Raw genomic sequence first — 22,576 nt, forward strand, 5'->3', positions numbered from 1 at the left:
CTTGGCCATAGTTGCTTTTTTGTACAACTCCAAAATACCATTTTTGGAGAAAAAAAACAACTAAATTAGAGGCTGCCCGACTTTTCGGACAGCCTCTTTGAATTTGCAATTACATGGACTTCACAGGACTATGCGACAATGGCCTCCAAAATCTTGTTCAGCGTAGCGCTGGGCCGCATCAATTTTGCGGTCTTTTCCCCATCCGGCCGGTAATAACCACCGATATCCATAGGCTTGCCTTGCGCAGCAATCAACTCCTCATTGATGGCTTTTTCTTTCTCTACCATTTCCTCGGCCACCGGACCAAATATTTTTTTCAAGGCTTCGTCTTCCTCCTGATTGGCCAGGGCCTCTGCCCAGTACATGGCCAGGTAAAAATGACTGCCCCGGTTGTCTATCTCATTTACTTTTCTGGAAGGTGATTTGCCATTTTCCAAAAACTTGGCTGTGGCCTGATCCAGGGTTTTGCCAAGCACCTTTGCCCGTTCGTTGGCAAAGGTATCGCCCAGGTGATCCAGGGATACGGCGAGTGCCAGAAATTCACCCAGCGAATCCCACCGGAGGTGTCCTTCTTCCACAAATTGCTGCACGTGCTTGGGCGCAGATCCACCCGCACCTGTTTCAAACAATCCTCCGCCATTCATCAAAGGAACGATGGAAAGCATCTTGGCACTGGTGCCCAGTTCCAGGATAGGGAACAAATCGGTAAGGTAATCCCGAAGCACATTTCCCGTAACGGAGATGGTATCCTTTCCAGCCTTGATCCTTTCCAGCGAGAATCTGGTTGCTTTCACCGGAGACATGATCCGGATATCCAGGCCACTGGTATCATGGTCTTTCAGGTATGTTTCTACTTTCTGAATCAGCTGTGCATCGTGTGCACGGTCTTTATCCAGCCAGAAGACGGCGGGTGCCCCGGTAGCTTTGGCGCGGTTGACGGCAAGTTTCACCCAGTCTTGTACCGGCGCATCCTTTACCTGGCACATCCTCCAGATATCTCCTTTTTCTACGGAATGTTCCAGTAGTATTTTTCCGCTATCGTCCGACACGGTCACGATGCCATCGGAAGCGATTTCGAAGGTTTTATCGTGCGACCCGTATTCTTCGGCTTTTTGGGCCATTAGTCCCACATTGGGTACGGATCCCATGGTGGTGGGATCAAAGGCCCCGTTTTCCCGGCAGAAGTCGATGGTTTCCTGGTACACGCCGGCGTAAGAACGGTCCGGAATGACTGCCTTCGTATCCTGCAATTGGTTGTTTTTGTTCCACATCTGTCCACTGCTGCGGATCATGGCCGGCATGGAGGCATCGATGATTACGTCACTTGGCACGTGGAGGTTGGTGATGCCCTTGTCGGAATTGACCATGGCCAGGTCCGGACTGTCGGCATAGCAGGCCTCGATATCGGCTTCAATGGCTGTTCGTTTGTCCGCAGGCAATTTTTCCAGGGAGGCGATCAAATCGCCGAAACCGTTGTTTGGATCCACGCCCAACTCGTTGAGTGTTTCGGCATGTTTTTCAAACACCGGCGCAAAGAAAACCGTCACGGCATGGCCAAAGATAATCGGATCCGACACCTTCATCATGGTGGCTTTCAGGTGTAGGGAAAACAAGACACCTTGTTTTTTGGCTTCGGCTTTTTGCTCTTGCAAAAACGCCCGAAGAATGCGGGTACTTAGCACTGCGGCATCAATTATTTCGCCCTCCTGCAGTGCCAACCCGTCTTTAAGCGTGGTAACCTTTCCATCGGCCTGATGCAACTGAATGGAAACCTGGGTTGCTGCCGGGAGGGTCATGGATTTTTCGCTGCCGTAAAAATCGCCTTCGCTCATGCTGGATACATGGGACTTGGACTCCGTTGACCATTTCCCCATGCTATGGGGGTTTTTTCGGGCAAATTGCTTGACGGCCTGTGGCGCGCGACGGTCCGAATTTCCTTCCCGCAAAACGGGGTTCACAGCGGAGCCTTTAACTTTGTCGTATTTGGTTCGGATATTTTTTTCCTGTTCGTTTTTGGGATCGTCCGGATAGTCCGGAAGGGCATAGCCCTGGGACTGCAGTTCCTTGATCGCGGCCTTCAACTGAGGAATGGAGGCACTGATGTTGGGTAGTTTCACAATATTGGCCTCCGGCGTTTTGGCGATATCTCCTAATTCCGCCAGCGCATCGTTGATCCGCTGATCGGGTGTTAAAAATTCCGGGAAGGTGGCGATGATTCTTCCGGAAAGGGAGATATCCCGGGTTTCCACGACCACACCTGCCGAATCCGTAAACGCTTTGATGATGGGCAATAGGGAATAGGTGGCCAGGGCCGGTGCCTCATCGGTAAGGGTATAAAGAATTTTAGGGGTTTTGTCACTCATTATTTTTCGATTTCGTTAAAAATGAACGCCTGATTCAATTGAGGCGCTAAAATACGAAAAAAAACCGTATAAAATGACCGGTGGTGCAGAATGAACCAATTTTGTGAGGGGATAACATTTGTCACCCGGCTGCGTTAAGTCTTCCCAAAACGATCACGGAATGACAGGGTATTTGATTCTCTTCTGGTGGCTTAGTTTCGGAGGCCTTGCGCCCGGCAATCCGATCCGGATGCAGGACTCCCCGGAAGAAAAGGAGCTTTTTGATGCAATCAATGGTTACCGGGAAAGCAGGGGTCTTCCAGCGGTCCCTTTTTCGGCGGCATTGAGCAAGGTGGCCAAAGCCCACGCGCGGGACCTTATGGTAAACTACCGCCCAAACAAGCGCTGCAACCTGCATTCCTGGTCGGACCAGGGACCCTGGGAAGCTTGCTGCTACCGGGATGACCACAAGAACCCCGAATGCATGTGGAACAAACCCCTTGAAATTGCGGGTTACACCAGCCCAGGCTACGAAATTGCGTATTGGCATTCTGCCGCTGCCAGTCCCGGTCATGCCTTGGAAATGTGGAAGAAAAGTCCCGGCCACCACGCCGTGCTGGCCAACCTGGCGCCCTTTAAAGCCGCCACCTGGAAAGCCCTGGGCGTGGGCATTTACAAGCAGTATGCGGTGGTTTGGTTTGGAGAGAAGGAAGATAATCCCTAAACCCTTATAGAAAAAGGGCACCACAGATAGCTCAGATTAGCACAGATTAAAGCAGGAGTGGCGGTACTATCCCCTGATATCTTCGCCGTCGTAAATTGGAAAGACCCGCCAAAAAGCCATTTGAAATGGCTAAACGAGCACTTTTCCAGGAATGATTTTCCTAACGTTCTGTCCATGGACCCGGCATTGCAAATGCCTCGCTGGCGTGAATTAGATAATATTAGGGATGTAGTTACAAACTATACCCAGCTCAGGCGTAAAAGAGAAAAAATCTGAGAAAATCTGTGCGAATCCGTGGTGAAAAAAAAGGATGCACCACAGATTACTCAGATTAACACAGGGGTGGCGGTACTATCCCACTTCACCCTGATATCTTCGCCATCGTTAATTGGAAAGACCCGCCAAAAAGCCATTTGCAATGGCTTAGCCGAGACATTTTATTGAACGAAATTCCTTACTTCTTTTCGATGGGTCCGACATTTCAAATTCCTCAGATTTCGTTTGTCATTGAATACTGGGGAGGCCGCATTCACCTACCCTCGAAATTATTCAGGTTAAGCGAATACTTTGTGCTTCGACCTCCTCCGGAGGAAAGAAAGACCTGTTTTTCGGCCAAATCCTGTAAATCTCTTGTAGCAGTGGCTTTTGATATCCTGGTAAGGGCCGTATATTTTCTGGCACTCATGCCTCCTTCAAATCCCTTTGGTCCTTCTTCTAACATCCGACGTACTACTTTTAGTTGTCTTTCATTTAAGTGAGGGGTATACCGATCAAAAAACCGGGTTTTCTTTAGGGTGAAATCAATTAACCTTTCCGCCTGCTCCTGCGCTTGCATTGCCATAGACAGGAAGTAGGAAATCCAGGATGTCACTTCATTGGATCGCTGTACTTTCTGTAATGCATCGTAATATTCTTTTTTGTTCGCCTCTATTGCCTGCGAAAGACTTAAAAGAACAGGTCGCTTGAGATACTGAGATAAGGCTTTTTCTGATAAGGCACGGCCAATGCGGCCATTTCCATCCTCAAAAGGATGAATGGTTTCGAAGTATAAATGAGCGATGGCAGCACGCACCACGGGCTTTTTTATTTCATTTTTGCCCCCTGGTCCTGTTTCATTATACCAATTGATAAAACCGGCCATTTCCTTGGGTACATTACTGGACGGCGGGGCCTCAAAGTGAATTTTTTCTTTTCCTAAAGCTCCGGATACGACCAGCATTGGTTCTTCATGAGATCTCCAATCACCAACGGTGATACCTTTACTGCCCTTCATAATCATACGATGCCAGGAAAAAAGTTTCTCTTCCGTTAAGGCTTCGTGATACGTATTGCGCACATCCACCATCAGTGCGGCTGCACCTTGTGCCCGCAAATCATTCACCTGCTGCTGTCCCAGACCCAGCTGATTACGAATAGAGGAAACAACGTCCTGCCGGCTCAAATATTCGCCTTCAATCTCCGATGTTTTAATGGCCTCGGATACCATCAGATCAATAATGGCCTCATTTTGCGTTTCTTTAGGCAAACCCTTCAAAAGGCCACTGACATGACCTGCTTTTTCGGAAAACTTAAAGAGCAGTGGTTCAACTTCGAGTAAACGATAGTGAAAACGGGGCCAGTCTTTTAGTTGCCAATTATACCGCATGAGCCGATTATTTTCGTTATTTGGCTCAAATATAATATAAATATGAGTTGAATAAAAAGCTCATTCGGCTCAAAAATAACAATAAATCGATGTGCATTGGTGGTGAAAAAAGTTGTATCACAGATAACACAAATTCGCACAGCGTAATTATTAGAGGATAGGACAATTTCGGTGTCTAAAAAGATCTGAGAAAATCTGTGCGAATCCGTGGTGAAAAAGTGCGCTACCGATACCACAGATTCGCTGCAATAGAAAAACCCCGCCCAAGGAAGCTTTTCACGATCTGAATAGGACAAACGAGGTAGAAACCTTCAAGAGCTTATCCACAAACTTCCCAAAATACTTTTTTCAGGTAGCATTATTCAAAATTGCTTTTTATAAAAACTATTTCGTAATTTTACTTTTTGTAAAAATTAATTTATGGAAAGTCTGATTCGAAAATCTGAGCGTAGAGCCAGTTTCGTCAAAGGGAAAAAAAGAAGATACCTCTATGGACAAATTGATTGGGAGCAAAAACTGATCATTGTTCTTGGCTACAGGGGTTCTGGCAAAACAACCCTTCTTTTGCAATACCTTTCTGCTATCCAAGGGAAAGGTATTTATTTAAGTCTCGATGATTTTTATTTCGAAACCCACCGATTAATAGAAGCAGTAGCATCCCTTTACGCTATGGGTTACCGCATTTTCCTATTGGATGAAGTTCACCGGTACCGTTGGTGGTCAAAAGATCTCAAGCAGCTTTATGACGACTACGAGGACATTCAGGTAGTTGCGACAGGTTCTTCCATTCTTGATATTTCCAGGGGAAATGCGGATCTTTCCAGGAGAGCATCGGTCTATCACCTACATGGATTGTCTTTCAGGGAATACCTTCATTTCGAAAAAAACGTGGATTTGCCAATACTAGGTCTGGAAGAGATTATAAACCAGCACCATGTAGTGGCACCTGAACTTCTGGACACCTTTGATTTCCATTCAGATTTCCGGGATTACCTTAGTTTCGGCTATTTCCCTTATTTTTTAGAATCCAAAAAGGCCTACCATCAAAAATTGCAGCAAACCATCCAATTGGTCATTGATACGGATATTGCGCCTTTTGAGGAACTGCAGCATGCTACGACACGACTATTGAAAAAGCTGCTTTTCGTCTTGAGCGAAAGCGTCCCTTTCACTCCCAACATCGAGAAATTGTCCCAAAAACTGGAGACCCCTCGGAATACCGTCTTAAGACTTCTGGACATATTGAACCAGGCGCAGATACTGCTCCTATTGCGATCTTTTACCAACGGGGTAAGTTACCTTCAGAAGCCGGAAAAGATCTATTTGCAAAACCCCAACTTTATTTACCTTTTTTCTCCGACGATGGCCAATATAGGTAACGTACGTGAAACATTTTTCCTCAATCAACTAACAGCAGTTCATTCGGTGACGGCTCCCAGGTATGGCGACTTTATGGTCGATGATACCTATGTATTTGAGGTGGGCGGAGCTTCCAAAACCAGCGAACAGCTTCAGGGAGTCCCCCAGTCTTACCTGGCACTAGATACTGCCGGGGGGAGTAATCGGAGAATCCCCCTTTGGTTATTTGGTATGTTGTACTAGAAGAATCCCTGCCTGCAAATAGGATCGCAGCACAGATTCGCATAGAGTAAAGGTCAATTTTGGTGTCTAAAAAATCCGTGAAAATCGGTATGAATCCGTGGTGAAAAAAAGGTGCACCACAGATTACTCAGATTAACACAGATTAAAACAGGGGTGGCGGTACTATCTTTGGAGTCATAAACAGATAGAAACCGTCTAAAAGCCATTTGCAATGGCTAAACACACACGTTTCCAGGAATGATTTTCTAAACGCCCTGTCCAAGGGACCCGGCATTGCAAATGCCTCGCTGACTTAAATAAAAACGATAAAAGGGATGTAGTTACAAACTCAGTCTAGTAGGAAAGAGCTAGTGGCTTGATCCTGCTTCCAATTTACCCAAAATACTAGACCATGAAGGATTTATGCTGCAAGATACTTCTCCTGATTTGAATTTTTAGTACTTTAGGAGACGATAAAAAGTAGATCATGAAACAGGTAGACCTTCAGGATTCGACACATGACCGGCGTAATTTTCTTAAAAAAGCGGGTTTGGGCATCGCAGGCCTGGCATCTTTTCAGGCAGCATCGCTGGCAAATTCCCGGCATTCAACAAGCCAATCAAAAAAAGTGGAATTGGCCATTGCCACCATCACCTGTGACGGTTTTGGGGACGAAAATTTTGAAAAAGCATTTCAGGTCATTCCTCAACTTCCCTTTAAAAATGTGGAATTCAACTGCTGGTATGGCCGTAACCTTACCCCTTCGGGCATTGGCAGCATACAGCAACGCTGCTACGAACATGGCTTGACCCCCATCTGTGTGCAGGGCAGTTCCTTTGGGGCAGAAGGAAACATCGTAAAGGATGTTGCCCATAAACTGTGGCTGATGGAAGCGGCAAAAAAACTCGGTTGCCGCCGGGTCAAATGCACCGGAGCAGGCCGGGGGAAAGCTGGAGGTCCCGAAGCCGTAGTGGAAATCGTGCGTGAACTGGCCCCCGCAGCAGAAGAAATGGATGTACTGCTCCTGCTGGAAAACCATGCCAATAACAACATCGAATTCATGGAGGATTATGAGAAAATATTTGATGCCATCAATTCCACCCATGTAGGGATGTGTATGGACAATGCGCACTTCAATGGGTCCAACGTGGACCTGATGGAAGTGGTAGAAAAATTCCACGAAAAAATCCTCCACATCGACATCAAAGACACCGAAAAAATGGGTGTTCACAAAGTGGTCAACTTTGGAGAGGGGGTTACCGACAACGATGGGGTAATTCAAAAGATGCTGGACCATGGTTACGAAGGCTATTTGCTGGTTGAAATGGCCCCTCCCCTGAATGAAACTACCCTGGTAAAAGACCTCACGCGCGCGTACCAATTATTCGAAAAATACCAGAGCTAGTGATTTTCTGATACCATTATCCGCCACTATTAATCGGTTTTTGATGACCACTAACCGGCCGAATAAACCTGTCAGGTTTGATAAAGTAAACGTTCGTTGTTGGTCGGAAACCAAAAAAACCTGACAGGTTTGGGGATCAATAAGCACGAATCAAATCGCTTTCAAACGATCAAAGGACACCGTTATGCATCTAAAAAAACCCGACGTATTCCTAGTTGCACTTTTCATGGTATGGATACCCGTTTTTTTCTCCTGTGAAAACAGTGCGATAAAAAATGGGCCCGTGGTAGTGGACGGTGTTACCATTTTGGACGAGCGGTTGGAACTAACGCTGATGAAAAAGGATCCGGAAATTGTCACCCCCATAGGCATTGCCGTGGATGCGGAGGATCGGGTTTACGTGCTTGAATCCCACACGCATTTGCCTCCAAAGGACTATGGAGGTCCTGAACACGATCTCATCAAAGTCTATGAAGACAGCAATGGAGACGGGACCTGGGACAAGGAGTCCGTTTTTGCCGAGGGATTATTCGAGGGCTTAAATATCGCTTTTTCTCCGAAAGGGCACCTCTATGCTGTGACCTCCAAAGAAGTGTGGAAATTTTACGACGAAGACAGGGATGGTATCAGTGAGCGACGCGAAAAGCTGTTGGCTTTTACCAAACCCAAACAGGTCTATGCCCATGCAGCCCTGTTGAGCATAGCTTTTGATACCGAAGGCTGGATGTATATCGGACGAGGCAACACCGGTGCCGCCCACTGGATTCTGGAAGGTAGCGATGGGAGCCAGGTTGAAGGTTATGGAGATGGCGGCAATATCCTTCGTGCCAAAACGGATGGGACGGAACTGGAAGTATTTTCTACGGGATATTGGAACCCCTTTGACCTGAAGTTTGACAACTACGGCCGCTTGCTGGTAGCGGATAACGACCCCGACAGCCGGGGTCCCAATCGCCTGGTACATGCGGTAAAAGGCTCCGACTTTGGCTACCAGTCCTTGTTTGGCGGAAGCGGTATCCACCCATACCTGGCCTGGAATGGGGAATTGCCGGGAACCTTGCCCTATGCGGTCCCGTTGGGAGAATCGCCATCGGGGCTACTAAATGCCAACCTGGGCAGGTTACCCCGGGATTACGATGACCAAATGCTTTGTACCATTTGGGAAGAAAGCAGCATCGTCCGGATTGCCCTGGAGGAAAAGGGGCTGTCCCTGACAGGGTCCACGGAAGTGATTGTACAAGGAGGTAACGATTTCCGACCGGTGGCATTTGCCGCGGACAGTAAAGGATCGATCTTTTTTACCGATTGGGTGGAACGGGTGTATCCCAACCATGGAAGAGGGAAAATATGGAAGCTTTCTGCTAGGGAAATTACTGACCCGGTAACCCGGAGAAGCGTGTATCAAGCCCCGAAAGAAAACCCGAAAGTGGAAGAACTAAGGCAGTTGATGGCCGATACGGGTAATTTTGATTTGCATTTTGAGAATTTGAATGCGGAGGATCCCTATGTAAGACATGCTGCGGTGATGGCCTTAAGTAGCAGTGAGCACAGGGAAAAACTGGAACAGGCCATGCAGGACGCATCAGCTGATGTAAGGTTGGGCGCACTTTTGGCACTCCGGCATTCTGATCATCCCAGGGAAGCCGCCCTGGCCCCGCAATTTTTAGAAGATCCTGATCCAGAAATAAGAAGAATGGCACTGATATGGATCGGCAGTCATGGACTGGCCTCCCAACGGGAAAACCTGGAGCAGGCCCTTATGGCCGGAGATTTTACGCCCCAATTGTTCGAAACGTATTTGGAAACCGTAAAATTGCTGGAACCCCAATACCAGCAGGCATACCAAAACAAAGAGGAAGAAATCTCCAAGCGGATCCCTTTAAAATTGCCGGATGAATTCATTGCGGGAATAGTCAGTGATCCTAGCCAACCTTCTCAAATGAGAGCCTATGCCCTTCGGTATCTTGAAGATCCGGCCGGTCACAAGGAACTTCTGCTGGATTTTTTATCCCAGGAAGCGGCAGATGACCTGCAATTGGAAATTATCCAGACCCTGGCCAATGTCCCTGATCCACGGGTGGCCGATGCGCTGCTTCAGGTCAGTTTATCAACAAATAAGCCCGTCAATCTCCGAGCTGAGGCTTTGTCAGCGCTTTCCAGGCAGCCCCTTGAGGATTGGAGAGAGATTATTCCCCTATTGGAAGTTTCCGATGAAAACCTGGCCATAGCTGCGGCAGGGTACCTCCGGGCCAAGAGCGGGGATGAAGCGGTGCAAAAAGCCATGGAGCGGGTTTTGAATGATGGAAGCAGTTGTGACAGCGAAGGCCTGCGGCAGCAGTTGATGCTGGCCTTGTCTCAGGATAGGGGAAAACGACCCGACCCGCAGGAATTGGAGGAGTGGACGTCTTTACTTGAAGGTGGGGGAGATCCTGACCGGGGCCGGAGGGTTTTTTATTCCAGCGCATCGCTGTGTGCCACGTGCCATGTTGTCGGAGGCCGTGGAGGCGATCTGGGTCCCGACTTGAGCAATGTAGGTAAATCGAAGGATAGAAAAGGGTTGATCAGTTCCATCCTCGTCCCCTCGGAAGAAATGAGCCCGGAATGGCAAGGCTGGTTCCTGGAGATGAACGATGGCACGCGCTACGAGGGCCGGCAAATAGATGTAGGCGAAAAGCAGATCAAGCTGTATACGCAGGCAGAAGGTTTCATCCAGGTGCAAAAAGCGCAGGTGGCCAATTACGGCATGTCCGACAGCTCCCTGATGCCCAGTGGGCTGGAACAACGGCTGACTAATCAGGAACTAACGGACTTATTGGCTTTTTTGCAGGCTCAATAGCTTTCCTTCTCGTTTGGAAAATCAGCCGATTTTACGTCTTGAATGTATTTCCCCACGGCTTCCAGCATGGTGTTACGGATGTCCGCGTATTGGCGGAGAAATCGGGGCTTAAACTCCTGGGTAATGCCGAGCATGTCATGCAGCACGAGCACCTGTCCGTCCACATCGGGACCCGCTCCAATACCGATCACGGGAATGGTAACCGCTTCTGCTACTCTCCTGGCTAGTTTGGCAGGAATTTTTTCCAAAACCAGGGCAAAACAGCCGCATTCTTCGAGGATTTTGGCATCTTCCAGTAGTTTTCCGGCTTCCTCTTTTTCCCTGGCTCGAACGGTATAGGTCCCAAATTTATAAATGGATTGGGGAGTCAGCCCCAGGTGGCCCATGACCGGTACACCGGCGCTTAGGATGCGCACCACCGATTCCCGTATTTCTGCCCCGCCTTCTACTTTGACGGCATGCGCACCCGACTCCTTCATGATCCGGATGGCAGACCGCAGCGCTTCGGAACTGTTTCCCTGATAGGAGCCAAAGGGAATATCTACCACGACGAGCGCCCGTTCGACAGCCCGAACCACAGCGGTGGCATGGTAGATCATCTGGTCCAGGGTGATAGGTAGGGTGGTTTCGTGACCCGCCATGACGTTGGAAGCCGAGTCTCCGACCAATATCATGTCAATACCGGCGGCATCCACGATTCCGGCCATGGAGAAATCGTAGGCGGTGAGCATGGAAATTTTCTCTTTCCGTTTTTTCATTTCCTGCAGAATGTGCGTGGTGATCCGCTTCAAATGGGTGGATTGGTGTACAGACATGGCTAGTGCAGGTGAACGGTGGAGGCTTCGGCGTTTAAATCTACGGTAATGTGTTCGCTAAGGGTAGTGGCCAATTCAAAACCGGTGTAGTCGGGTGCTACGGGGTACAATTTATGGCTGCGGTTTACCAGGACTAATACTTCCATTTGCTTCACCTCGGCTTCCAGGAAAGGAACCATGGCATAGGCCAGGGTTTTTCCGGTGTTCAAAACATCGTCTACCAGGATGACGGCGGCACCCGTTAACGGCACCTGCTCGGAAAGGCGTACCTCGTGTATGTTTGGCTGGGATTTATCCAGGTCGATTTTGATTAACTGCAGGTGAAAAGGCGCGATTTCGCGGAGTTTCTCTACCACTCGTTGGGCCAGCACATAGCCCATTCCCGTAAGGCCGGCCACCACCAGTACCTCTTCTTCCGCATTCCTTTCGAAAATTTCGAATGCGATTCGGGTGATTTTCTGTTCGATCTGCCGGTGGTTCAGTACCATCGTTTTTCCCTGTTGCGTCGTTTCCATGCCTTTGTCAAAATTTTAATGAAATTAACCGAAAAGACCCTGCTTTCAAAGCAAAGCACTAAAATACTCGCAGGCGATGCTGCATCCGATCCTTCGAAAGGCTCCGATTTTCTTAGCGGTGGCTGTCTTCTTCGTCCAGTATTTTCAGGTAACTTTCGTACCGGTAGGGGTGGATGTATCCTGCTTCAAGTTGCTCAATGACCTTGCAGCCCGGTTCGTTGACATGGGTGCAATTGTTGTACTTGCACTGGCCCAGGTAGGCGCGCATTTCTACAAAATAATGCGACAATTCCTGCTCCCCAATGTCCAGTATCCCAAATTCCTTGATACCGGGCGTATCAATCAGGTAGCCCTCTTCCTTGCCCAAGGGAAACATTTCAGCAAAGGTGGTGGTATGCACCCCCTTTGATGAGAACTTCGAAACCTCCTGGGTGACCTGACTGGCCGCTGGCACCAACCGGTTGAGCAGCGTGGATTTGCCTACTCCCGAATGACCGGCGATCAAGGTGGTCTTTTCTTTTAACAGGGGGATAAACCGTTCGGTAAGGTTTGGATCAGAGAGGGCGGAGAGTTCCAACACCGGGTAGCCCAGGGGTTCGTAGATTTCCCGGATCAATTCCTTGTATTCCAGGTCTTTTTCTTTGCTGAGGGTTTCCACCTTATTGACCAGGATGCTGGCAGGAATGCGAAAGCTTTCGGTACTTACCAGGAAGCGGTCGATGAATCCCAGCGAGGTCCGGGGGTTACGCACGGTCACCATCAGGAAGGCCTGATCGATGTTGGAGGCCAGGATGTGTGAAAAATGGTGTTTTCGGGTTGATTTCCGAATGATGTAGTTTTCACGGGGTAGGATGTCGGAAATCACCGCCGTTTCCTGATCTTTCTCTTTAGCGAGCAGAACATAATCCCCCACGGCAATGGGGTTGGTCAGTTTGAGCTCCTCCTGTTTGAACTTGCCTCGCAGGCGCGCTTTCAGCAGGCCTTTGGGCGTTTGCACGGCGTACCAGGAGCCTGTGGTTTTGATTACCCTTCCTTCCATTCCAGCTTTTTTATGTGTGCAATTGTCTTTTCTGCACTGCCCAGGTTGTCCTGGAGCAACTTTTTTGCCGCCTGACAGCTTTTTTCATAAGCGCCCTGTTCGGTCAGGCGTTCCAAAACCTCGGTCAACTCCTGCGTATGTTGCACGGGAAACCCGCAACCGTACTGCTGGCTGATGCCCGCTTCCGGATATTTAGAAACCCGCCGGACTTTTCCGAACAAAACGGGAATGCCGAATGCCAGTGGCTCCAGAATATTGTGTAGTCCCTTGCCAAAGGCGCCACCCACATAAGCCCAACGGGCAAATTGGTACAGGGAGGAGAGCATACCGATGTTGTCGATCACCAAAACCTTCCATTCGGGAGGGTTTTCCCGGCCACTAAAGTCGGAATAGGTGAGGGAAGGGAGCCGGATGGCCTGCTGCCACCTACGGATGGTTGCAGCGTTGATGTCGTGTGGGGCAAGTATAAATTGCCTGTCCCGGGATTGGTTGATCCAGGGAATCAGCAGGTCCATGTCCTCTTGCCAGACACTTCCCAGGACCATCACGGGCTGGTGGATGGTATTTTGGATTTTGGGGAACGGGGTTGGATGAAGGCGAATCGCGGCCACGTTGTCAAACCGTGGGTCGCCGGATTGTATGCAGTGATGGTAGCCAATTGTTTCCAGCAGTTCCAGGGAGTCGGTATTTTGGGTAAAAATATGATCGAAGCGGAAAAGGATCCGGCGGAAAAATGCCCCATACCAGGAAAAGTAAAGCTGTTCTTTTCTGAAGGAAGCCGCGACCAAAAAACAAGGGATTTTGCGTTTTTTCACTTCCCGAAGGTGGTTTGCCCAGAGGTCGTATTTGATGAAAATGACTTTATCGGGTGCCAGCGTGGCCACAAATCTTTTGGCATTTCCGGGAGTATCCGTCGGAATATAGGTAATGTGGTCGACCCAACGTTGTTTTTTCTTGCGCACCTGTTCGTATCCCGAGGGGCTGAAAAAAGAAACCGCAACGGCCCACAGCGGGTATTTTTCTTTAAATGCCGCAATGACTGGCCGGGCTTGTTCGTATTCCCCAAGGGAAGCCACGTGGAACCATACCAGGGGACTGGGGTGCTTTTTTCGAAAGCTGGTGAGGGCAGCAAACAGCTCTTTCCTGCCCTCCACGGCTAGTTTTAGCTTTTCCGATCGCAGACTTCCGATTTTCATAAAAAAGTCCAGCAAATACATGCCCAGATGGTATACCATGCTCATGCCACAAAATTACATCAAAAATAGTTGTTTGAGCAATGCGGGTTCCAATTCGTGTCCGCCAGGGTAGTGAAACGTACGTATATCCGGAATTGCCGCCTCCAGCAGCCGGGCCTGGGCTTCCTGGAATTGTTCGGTCTGAAGAAATGGATCGGATTCTCCCCGTGCAACCAGGACCCGGCTATTTTGTAGCCGCTCGCGAAGCAAATCGGGTTCCAGATCATAGGCTGGCGCGCCTCCCCAGAAGATCACCTTGTCCAGGGAGACCTCCGTCTGACAGAGCCAGCGGCTCATGGTGGCAGCACCTTGCGAAAAGCCCAGGCTATGTACCACCTGAAGGTGTGGGAGCTGTGGAAGTAGCTCGCTCAGCATGGAATTGAGGTAATTGTTGGTATTCTCGATGGCCGCAGAGCGCTCGTGCTTGGTCATCCAATTGGCTCCCACCCGACCGGAAAAGCCGTTCAGGTACTGTCGGTTGAGACCTTCGGGAGCAACAATCAGCCGGTCCTCGGAAACAAAATGCGCGAACTTTCGCAGGAAAAAATTGGCGAGTTGACCGTATCCGTGAAAAACGATCCAAAGGCTGGTTTCTTTTCCCGTAAGCGGCTGACTCAGGTAATACAGGTGCCGATGGGCAAACGAAAGGGAATGGGATATCATCACCGATTCAGGTCTTCAAATTTATACGGCAACAGCTGATCGATTCCCTCGGCCCGGAGCAAGGTTTCGTCCGGCCGGCACATCAGGATTTCAATGGGCGCCTTGAACTTCATTTCGAATTCACTGATACTTTGCCGGCAAAGGCCGCAGGGAGTTACCGTAGCCAGCCCGGTATTGTCCGACTTTAGGGCGGCGATCACCAAAATCTCCGGCTTTAGGTGCGGGAAGTTGGCATGGGTGTACCCGAGCAGAATTCTTTCCGCGCAAACACCGACCGGAAAGCAAATGTTTTCCTGGTTGTTGGCCCAAAAGGTCTGCCCGTCCTCCAGGACCACAGCCGCGCCTACGCGAAAATTGGAATAGGGTGCATAGGCGAGGTCTGCGGCCTTGCGGGCTAAATGGACCAGGTTGAGACGAATGGCGTCCAAATCCTCTCGTAGTAGGATTTCCAGACTACTGTTGCTGCTGATTTTCCTGTTTTTTTCCATCGGTATTTTTGGCTTTAACTTTCTAAACATACGGTTTAAATTTAGAATTCGCCGGAATCATTTTGAATTAAGCAAGTCAAAAATTGAACTTTTCTCTGAACTATTGGAGAAATAAGTACCGTATTTATTCGTTTTACTGGTTTTTATACTTACCTTAAACTTGTTTTCCGGGCACTAAGTGAACCAAATCGACACAGGAGGGTTTAAATTATCGCGATCTTGGGTTCAATTTTGCACGGCTAAGTAACCCAAATGGTCTTTAGATCGAATAAACACCTATTAAATCAAGTTGAATTATTTTAAACGCAAACGTATGAAAAGAAGATTTACCCTGTATTTCGTGTTACTAACCTGCTTCCTTTTGCAGGGATCCGTGTTGCTGGCGCAGCAGCGGACGGTTAGCGGCACCATTACCTCCACCGAAGATGGGGAAGTGCTCCCGGGTGTGAGCATCGTTATAGAAGGAACCAGCACCGGCACGGTCTCCGACCTGGAAGGAAATTACTCCCTGGACGTACCCGGTCCGAACGCGGTGTTGCTTTTTTCCTTCATTGGATTTGCTACCCGATCGGAGCAAGTGGCAAATCGCCAAACCGTGAACATCGCCCTAAGTCCGGAAGCCGGAGATCTGGACGAGTTTATCGTGACGGCCTTCGGTATTTCCCAGGAAAAGAAATCACTAGGCTACTCAGCACAGAGCATTGATGCAGAAGCCATCACCAAAATGAAGCAGCCTAACCTGGTCAATGCCCTTCAGGGGCAGGTAGCCGGGGTGCAGGTTACCAATTCGGGAGGCGCACCGGGTCAATCGGCCCGGATCATCATTCGGGGAATTAACTCCCTGGATCCCGGAGCAGACAACCAGCCGCTCTTTGTGGTAGACGGGGTTCCGGTGGACAATTCCACCATCGAATCCAGTGGAACTCCCCGGGGGCTATCCAACCGAATGGCCGATGTAAATCCCAACGATATCGAATCCATGTCGGTGCTTAAAGGAGCCGCCGCCACGGCGCTATACGGCGTGAGAGCTGCAAACGGGGCGGTAATCATCACTACCAAAAAAGGAAAAGAGGGGCAGATTCGTGTCAATTACAATGGATCCGTAGGTATCGAGGAACTAAACCGATTGCCCCGGCTACAGGACGAATACGGACAAGGATTCAGCGGACAATACCAGCCCAACAGCTTCTGGCCTTCCTGGGGAGCCCCCATCAGTCAAGTGCAGCAAACCGTACCCGACCATCGCTACCAGGACAACTGGAACCGCGCCTTCAACACGGGGGTACAAGTGGACAATAGCGTCAGCATTTCTGGCGGAAACGAAAAAGCAACTTTCTACGGATCAATCGGCAACCTGACCCAGGAGGGAATCATCCCCTTCTCTACCTGGGACCGGACCACCGCCAAGCTTTCCGGTTCAGTAAAGGCCAACGAAAAATTTGACTTCTCCGGTTCGATCAACTTCTCCAATACCGGAGGAAACCGCGTGCCACACGACCGCTTTATGGAACGCATGATGTACTGGTCCGAAACGACCGATGTCCGAGACTACATCAACGAAGACGGCACCATGCGTACCTATGGCAATACCAATCCCATTTACGATGCCCGCTTTGCGACGTATGAAGATGATGTGAACCGCATCATTGGGAACATCAACCTGAATTACAACCCGACAGATTGGTTGTCCTTCTCTTACCGATTGGGGAATGACTTTTACAGCGATACGCGAACCGAGATTACGCCAGGTCCCAAGGGAATCGATGGGGAAAGGGCATTGAGCTCCACTGGTTTGTTGGAAGAGACCCGTATCAATAGCCGGGACCTTACTTCAAACTTCTACATAACGCTGAAAAAGCAATTCAACTCCGACTGGAACACCAGCCTTCGGCTCGGTAACGATATCTTTGAGCGCCGGTTTGATCGCATTACAGCAAGGGGAGAGAATTTTGTCATCCCTGAGTTTTACAACTTGAATAATACCACGCAGATATTCGCCAGTCAGGGCAAAAGTCTCAGAAGGCTGGTAGGTTTTTATGGCGACCTGATGGTGGATTACAAAAACTTTCTGTTTTTGAATCTTACCGGAAGAAACGATATCTCCTCCACCCTGCCCAAGGACAACAATTCCTTTTTTTACCCTTCGGTAAACCTGGGCTACGTGTTTAGCGAAAACCTAAGCCTGCCCTCCTGGGTTACCTTTGGTAAATTGAGAGCTTCCTGGGCGCAAGTAGGAAAAGACACCAATCCCCACATCCTGGGAGCTACGTATGCCTCTCCGTCCATTTTCCCGTTGAACGGACAGGTAGGGTTCACCCGGAACTCTGTCTTTGGCGATCCGAACTTACGGCCGGAGTTAACGACTTCGCTCGAGTTTGGCTTGCAGACGGCCTTTTGGGACAATCGGGCCAACTTTGACGTGACCTACTACAAGTCGAACGCCCAGGATCAGATCATCCCGGTACCGATCTCTGACGCAACCGGATTTTCTTCCTACATCACGAATGCAGGCGAAATTGAAAATAGCGGCTTTGAATTTATTTTAGGCGGCACGCCGGTTCAGACGCAGGATTTTTCCTGGTCGATCAATGCCAACCTCTCGATAAACAATAACGAGATCAAGTCTATTCGGGAAGGAATTGACGAGATCGTGGTAGGCAGTCAATTTGGCTACGTGGGGTCCACGGTTACCATGAAATTGATAGAGGGAGAGGCCTATGGAAATATTTTCGGCAGTTCTTACCAGCGGCTTGGTGCCGATCCGGACAACTTGTTTCTGGATCGTAGCCTGCCGGTAATCATTGGTGCAAACGGCTTCCCCGTAAGAACCGGAACCCAATTGGTGCTTGGAAATGCCGTACCAAAATGGATCGGGGGGATCCGCAACGATTTTACCTACAAGGGATTTGAGTTATCCTTTTTGGTAGACTTTCGAACCGGTGTAGAGCAATACAACCAGTTTGCAAATTTCCTCTCTGCCTTTGGCAAAAACGAGTTTACCGAGGCCCGGGAGGATTTCCGGGTGTTTGAGGGAGTACTTGCCGACGGTTCGCCCAATACACAGGAAGTATGGCTGGGTCAGGGTGTCGGTCCGGACGGCGTGAACTACGGCGCCGGCTACTGGCGGAATCATTACCGCACCACCAGTGAAAACTTTGTGACCGATGCCAGTTTCATTAAGTTGCGAAATCTCACCTTGGGCTACAACCTGAGCCCGGAGATTTTGGAAAGCACGCCGTTTCGATCCGCAAGGGTATCCGTGGCAGCCAATAATATTATCCTGTACACGCCCTGGGATGGCTTTGATCCGGAATCCTTTTCAGCTGGAGCCGGAGGAAATGCCGTGGGATTTACTGGCCTTGGCTTCCCCGGAGTACAGAGTGTATTCTTTAATCTCAACCTTGGACTTTAATTTTCAGCCATTATGAAATCGATACATATCCGACTACTTGGTCTGTTGCTTTTGGTGGGACTTTCTTCCTGCGAAGAGTTTCTGGACGTCAATGAAAATCCGAATAATCCGGAAGATGCTCCCATTACGGGGCTGATGACCAACGCTACCTACGAAACGGCCCTGAACGTGCAACGGGTCGGCAGCACTACCTCCAATTACGTGCAATACCTTGCCTCTCCCAATCCCGCAAGTGCCTCCGATGTCATGGATCCCCTGAACTTTAGTGGTACCTGGTTTAATCTCTACAACGTGATGACCGATTTGACCGACCTGATCAGCAAGGCCGAGGAATCCGACGCAGGTCATTACCTGGGTGCCGGGCAGGTCTTGATGGCACTGAACCTGGGTATGACGGTTGACATCTTTGGTGATGTGCCCTATTCCGAAGGCTTTGATTTCAGTTCGGTGACCCCGACTTACGACGATGACGAGCAGTTGTATGCAGAAATTATGCGTTTGTTGGATAGCGGCATACAGAACCTCGCAGGTAGCACCACCATTTCCATGGGAGCAGATGATTTTATCTTCCAGGGAGACGTGGAAAAGTGGGGCAAGTTTGCAAACGTTCTTAAAGCAAGGTTTATGCTTCATACGAAAGGTACCGGTAGTTACAACGAAAGCGAATTGCTCGCTGCACTGGACAATGGATTTTCCGGGAACGAAGACGATGCCTTCGTGACCTTTTTTGAGCAGCGTTTCAATCCCTGGGCCCAGGTGGCCATTAACAACGCAAACCTGTTATTGGGCGGATGGATTTCCACCCAGTTTATCGAAGCGTTGGATGGAACGTCGTATCCTACAGTAGACCCACGGCTTGGTCTAATGATTGGTACCACGGATGAGGGTGAATTTGTGGGTGTACTCAACGGTGAGGGCCGGGGAGATGCGCCGGAGCAAGGTGCCCGATCCACCCTGGTTCCCGGGCAGTTTTATACTTCCGAATTGTCGCCGCTTTTGATCGCAACCTATGCAGAGCAAAAGTTTATCGAAGCGGAAGCCGCGTTATCCACGGATCCAGGCAGGGCTTATGCGGCTTATTTGGCCGGAATCGAAGCGCATATGGACATGCTGGAGGTGCCTCAGGCGGAGAAGGACGCCTATTTGTCCGACCCCAGCGTGGCCGTGGGTGCACAAGCTCTGACCTTGGATACCATTCTAAAGGAAAAATGGGTAGCCCTATTCTTGCATCCAGAAACCTGGAACGATGCCAGGAGATTCGATTACGGCTACAAGGACATGACCGTACCAGCAAATCTAAATGCCGATCTGAACGGGCAGTTTATCCGCAGGCTCGCCTACCCGGACAATGAAGTCAGCAGAAATGGCCAAAATGTGCCTAATGTGACCCTATTGGACCGAATCTGGTGGGACCAGTAAGTAAAAATTAAATGCATCTTTTTCCCAGGGCGAAGTTAGAAACTTCGCCCTTACTTTTTTTGCGACTCCTACTGATCGTTGCGTTCTATGAACCCCTGGAAAGAACCGCACCTTCCCTTTAGTCCGGATTTTGCATAACTAATCGTCATGAGAATTGAAACGGCAAGAAAATCAGGCTGTTTGGAGTTTGAGGCATTGCACTGCTACGGTGAAATCGAAAACCGCAGCGTAGCGACTGATTTTGAAGTAGTTTCAGTTCCTACTATCTGTGGGCCTTGGGGTAGATAGGCTTATTGGCTATTTCGGGTTTAACAAAGCCGATGAGTTTTCAATCCCGATGAATCCTGGTACACCTCAATCTATTTTTACGGTTGCAGGTTTTTCCGGTTGAAGCAATGCCCATTGAATCCAAAACCTGGTCGTTTTTCGGATGCAGGAAGAAGCAGTGTGGACGAGAACGGGGAAAAAATGCGGGCCATACCCCATTCAATCCAAGGCATAGGCTACGACGTAATCGCCTAGTGGTGTACCCAACTTGCCATGCCCACCCGCTGAAATCACCAGGTATTGTTTCCCGTTCAATTGATAGGACATAGGGGTGGATTGGCCACCTGCAGGAAGCTGGCTTTGCCAGAGTAGTTCACCGGTTTCGGTAGCAAAGGCCCGGAAAAAACCATCTACGGATGCGGCTACAAACGTCAGTCCGCTGGCCGTGGTCAAGGCACCCCCAAAATTGATGGAGCCCCAATTGACCGCGTCGGGGTAGGTTTGGGGATCGTACATAAATCCCAGCGGTACTTCCCATTTGCGTTCCCCGGAATTCATGTCGATGGCCAGTAGGGTTCCCCAGGGCGGTTTTGTCTGCATGCGCAATCCCTCCTGGCTTCTCGTAAACAAGTAATCCCTTTTCAAGACATAGGGGGTTCCCTCCTGAAGTCCGGTTTCTGCCCGCAGTAGGGCCTCGTTTTTTCCTTCCTCTTCCTTTAGTTTTTCGCGGGGGATCAGCCGGATGACGGCTACCAGTCGGTTGATATTGGTAATCAGGAGATTTCGGCCTGGATCGTAGGAAACTCCTCCCCAATGCACGCCACCGGCATTGGAGGGGGCTATCATGGAGCCTTGCAGGCTCGGAGGGGTAAACGGACCCTCGTTAAGTAAGGATGCGATTCGCCTTTCCGCAGTTTGCCGGTCGGCTTCCGTTAATCCCCAGGCATCTGCTGTACGAACCTGCTGCGGCCCTACGGGTAGGGGCAACACCGGAAAGGGCTGGGTAGGATACGCTTGTTCTCCGGGGACCTTGCTTGCGGGAACGGGCCGTTCCTCTATCGGAAACAAGGGTTTTCCGGTTTCCCGGTGCAGGAGGAAAATATGCCCCATCTTCGTTCCCACTGCCACTGCCGGAACCTCCCCACCATCCCGCTCTACCGAAATCAATGCCGGCTGGGCGGCGTTGTCATAATCCCAGAGATCGTGGTGAACGGTCTGGAAATGCCAGACCAGCTTACCGGTGCTGGCCCGGAGAGCAACTATTGAATTGGCGTACTCGTTTCTACCGACGCGTTCTCCCCCATAATAATCCGGACTGGGACTCGTGGTGGGGATAAATACCAGGTTCCGTTCGGGATCCACTGAAAGGATGGACCAGGCATTGGCGGCACCGGTCTGCGCTGCTTTTTTCCCTTTCCAGGTAGCCCTGGCCGGATCGTCGGCCCTGCGGGGTATGGGATCCCAACGCCACTTTAATTTTCCCGTCAACACATCAAAGGCCCTCACTACTCCGCGTTCGTAATCCAGCCGTTGGTTATCGCCCATGGAAGAGCCGGTGATGAGCGTATTTCCAATGATCGCCGGAGGGGAGGTGACGCTGATGGGGCCGATTCTCCTGCGCAAGTCAATGGTGCCTTTCCTTCCGAATTCGGGAATCGGTTTTCCGGTTGCGGCAGATAGTGCAATCAGACGACCGTCAATCGTTGTCAGGAAAATTCTTCGTTTCCTATCCTTTCCCAGCACATCCGGTCCCGGCCAGGTAGATACGCCCCGGGAGGTGATTTCGGAATAATCCCTATTTAAGTCGACCTTTGGGTCAAAGGTCCATTTTTCGGCACCGGTTGCTGGATCCAGGGCAATGACCCGATTGCTGGGAGTGCTTAGGTACAAAACGCCTTCCACCATCAAAGGCGTGGCTTCGAATGCGGCTTTTTCTGCGGCGTTATTTTGTTGGTAGTATGCCAATTCCCCGGTACGGTAGGTCCAGGCCACCTTCAACCGATGGAGATTTTCCGGGGTAATTTGGGAAAGTGTAGCATGCCGCCTACCGCCCGGATCACCTCCGTAGGCAGGCCAATCGGCGTCATTTCCTTGGCCAAAAAGGGTACCGGAAAGTGCGAGAAAAAGGCAGCCGAAAAAGCCACTATATTTTTTCATCGATTCGCTGTTTGATTGTTATAGGTCATAATT

15 protein-coding genes are annotated in these 22,576 nt (G+C 49.8%); 6 read left to right on the forward strand and 9 right to left on the reverse strand.

Annotated features, from left to right (window positions below):
• Positions 1-128 precede the first annotated feature (128 nt).
• Positions 129-2,363: an NADP-dependent isocitrate dehydrogenase gene (locus GCU44_RS16310; RefSeq protein WP_154857751.1), complete on the reverse strand. Its 2,235-nt coding sequence runs from the start codon at positions 2,361-2,363 to the stop codon at positions 129-131.
• Between the two features lie 160 nt (positions 2,364-2,523).
• On the opposite strand from GCU44_RS16310, the gene GCU44_RS16315 reads away from it, so the two are divergent.
• Positions 2,524-3,066, forward strand: coding sequence for a CAP domain-containing protein (locus GCU44_RS16315; protein ID WP_154857754.1), 543 nt, complete (start codon positions 2,524-2,526; stop codon positions 3,064-3,066).
• A gap of 529 nt (positions 3,067-3,595) precedes the next feature.
• Here the strand turns inward: GCU44_RS16315 and GCU44_RS16320 are convergent.
• Positions 3,596-4,711 carry a Fic family protein gene (locus GCU44_RS16320; protein ID WP_154857756.1) on the reverse strand — a complete coding sequence of 372 codons (1,116 nt, stop codon included), beginning with the start codon at positions 4,709-4,711 and terminating at the stop codon, positions 3,596-3,598.
• Between the two features lie 420 nt (positions 4,712-5,131).
• On the opposite strand from GCU44_RS16320, the gene GCU44_RS16325 reads away from it, so the two are divergent.
• The 3 genes from GCU44_RS16325 (at position 5,132) to GCU44_RS16335 (ending at position 10,533) form a co-directional block, all read left to right on the forward strand.
• On the forward strand, positions 5,132-6,313 hold the full coding sequence (locus tag GCU44_RS16325) for an ATP-binding protein (RefSeq protein ID WP_154857758.1): 1,182 nt from the start codon (positions 5,132-5,134) through the stop codon (positions 6,311-6,313).
• A gap of 466 nt (positions 6,314-6,779) precedes the next feature.
• A complete protein-coding gene (locus tag GCU44_RS16330; RefSeq protein ID WP_154857760.1) occupies positions 6,780-7,697 on the forward strand; it encodes a sugar phosphate isomerase/epimerase family protein in 918 nt (305 codons plus the stop codon).
• Between the two features lie 184 nt (positions 7,698-7,881).
• A complete protein-coding gene (locus GCU44_RS16335) occupies positions 7,882-10,533 on the forward strand; it encodes a PVC-type heme-binding CxxCH protein (protein ID WP_241684988.1) in 2,652 nt (883 codons plus the stop codon).
• On the opposite strand, the gene panB is transcribed toward GCU44_RS16335, so the two are convergent.
• The 6 genes from panB to GCU44_RS16365 form a co-directional block, all read right to left on the reverse strand.
• A complete protein-coding gene (panB, locus tag GCU44_RS16340) occupies positions 10,527-11,348 on the reverse strand; it encodes a 3-methyl-2-oxobutanoate hydroxymethyltransferase (protein ID WP_154857762.1) in 822 nt (273 codons plus the stop codon). The two genes, GCU44_RS16335 and panB, sit on opposite strands and share 7 nt — an antisense overlap.
• 2 nt (positions 11,349-11,350) lie before the next feature.
• The gene (locus GCU44_RS16345) at positions 11,351-11,863 is read right to left on the reverse strand and encodes a phosphoribosyltransferase family protein (protein ID WP_154857764.1); all 513 of its coding nucleotides are present in this window, start codon (positions 11,861-11,863) and stop codon (positions 11,351-11,353) included.
• 112 nt (positions 11,864-11,975) lie between these two features.
• Positions 11,976-12,902, reverse strand: a complete 927-nt coding sequence (gene rsgA / locus GCU44_RS16350; RefSeq protein WP_092170690.1) for a ribosome small subunit-dependent GTPase A — start codon at positions 12,900-12,902, stop codon at positions 11,976-11,978.
• Entirely contained in the window at positions 12,887-14,143 is a 1,257-nt protein-coding gene (locus GCU44_RS16355) for a 3-deoxy-D-manno-octulosonic acid transferase (protein WP_154857767.1), read from the reverse strand. Before GCU44_RS16355 ends, rsgA begins: the two co-directional genes overlap by 16 nt.
• 9 nt (positions 14,144-14,152) lie before the next feature.
• A complete protein-coding gene (locus GCU44_RS16360; protein WP_154857769.1) occupies positions 14,153-14,800 on the reverse strand; it encodes an alpha/beta hydrolase in 648 nt (215 codons plus the stop codon).
• On the reverse strand, positions 14,800-15,318 hold the full coding sequence (locus GCU44_RS16365; protein ID WP_241684989.1) for a cytidine deaminase: 519 nt from the start codon (positions 15,316-15,318) through the stop codon (positions 14,800-14,802). Before GCU44_RS16365 ends, GCU44_RS16360 begins: the two co-directional genes overlap by 1 nt.
• A gap of 283 nt (positions 15,319-15,601) precedes the next feature.
• Here GCU44_RS16365 and GCU44_RS16370 point away from each other — a divergent pair, with 283 nt between their 5' ends.
• On the forward strand, positions 15,602-18,700 hold the full coding sequence (locus tag GCU44_RS16370; protein WP_154857779.1) for a SusC/RagA family TonB-linked outer membrane protein: 3,099 nt from the start codon (positions 15,602-15,604) through the stop codon (positions 18,698-18,700).
• A 12-nt stretch (positions 18,701-18,712) separates the two neighbouring features.
• Positions 18,713-20,119, forward strand: coding sequence for a SusD/RagB family nutrient-binding outer membrane lipoprotein (locus GCU44_RS16375; RefSeq protein ID WP_154857781.1), 1,407 nt, complete (start codon positions 18,713-18,715; stop codon positions 20,117-20,119).
• Between the two features lie 486 nt (positions 20,120-20,605).
• Here GCU44_RS16375 and GCU44_RS16380 read toward each other — a convergent pair whose 3' ends face one another.
• Complete coding sequence (locus tag GCU44_RS16380; RefSeq protein ID WP_154857783.1) at positions 20,606-22,543, reverse strand: pyrroloquinoline quinone-dependent dehydrogenase; 1,938 nt, start codon at positions 22,541-22,543, stop codon at positions 20,606-20,608.
• Positions 22,544-22,576 lie beyond the last annotated feature (33 nt).

The organism is Cyclobacterium xiamenense (assembly GCF_009467825.1).
GTDB lineage: Bacteria > Bacteroidota > Bacteroidia > Cytophagales > Cyclobacteriaceae > Cyclobacterium > Cyclobacterium xiamenense.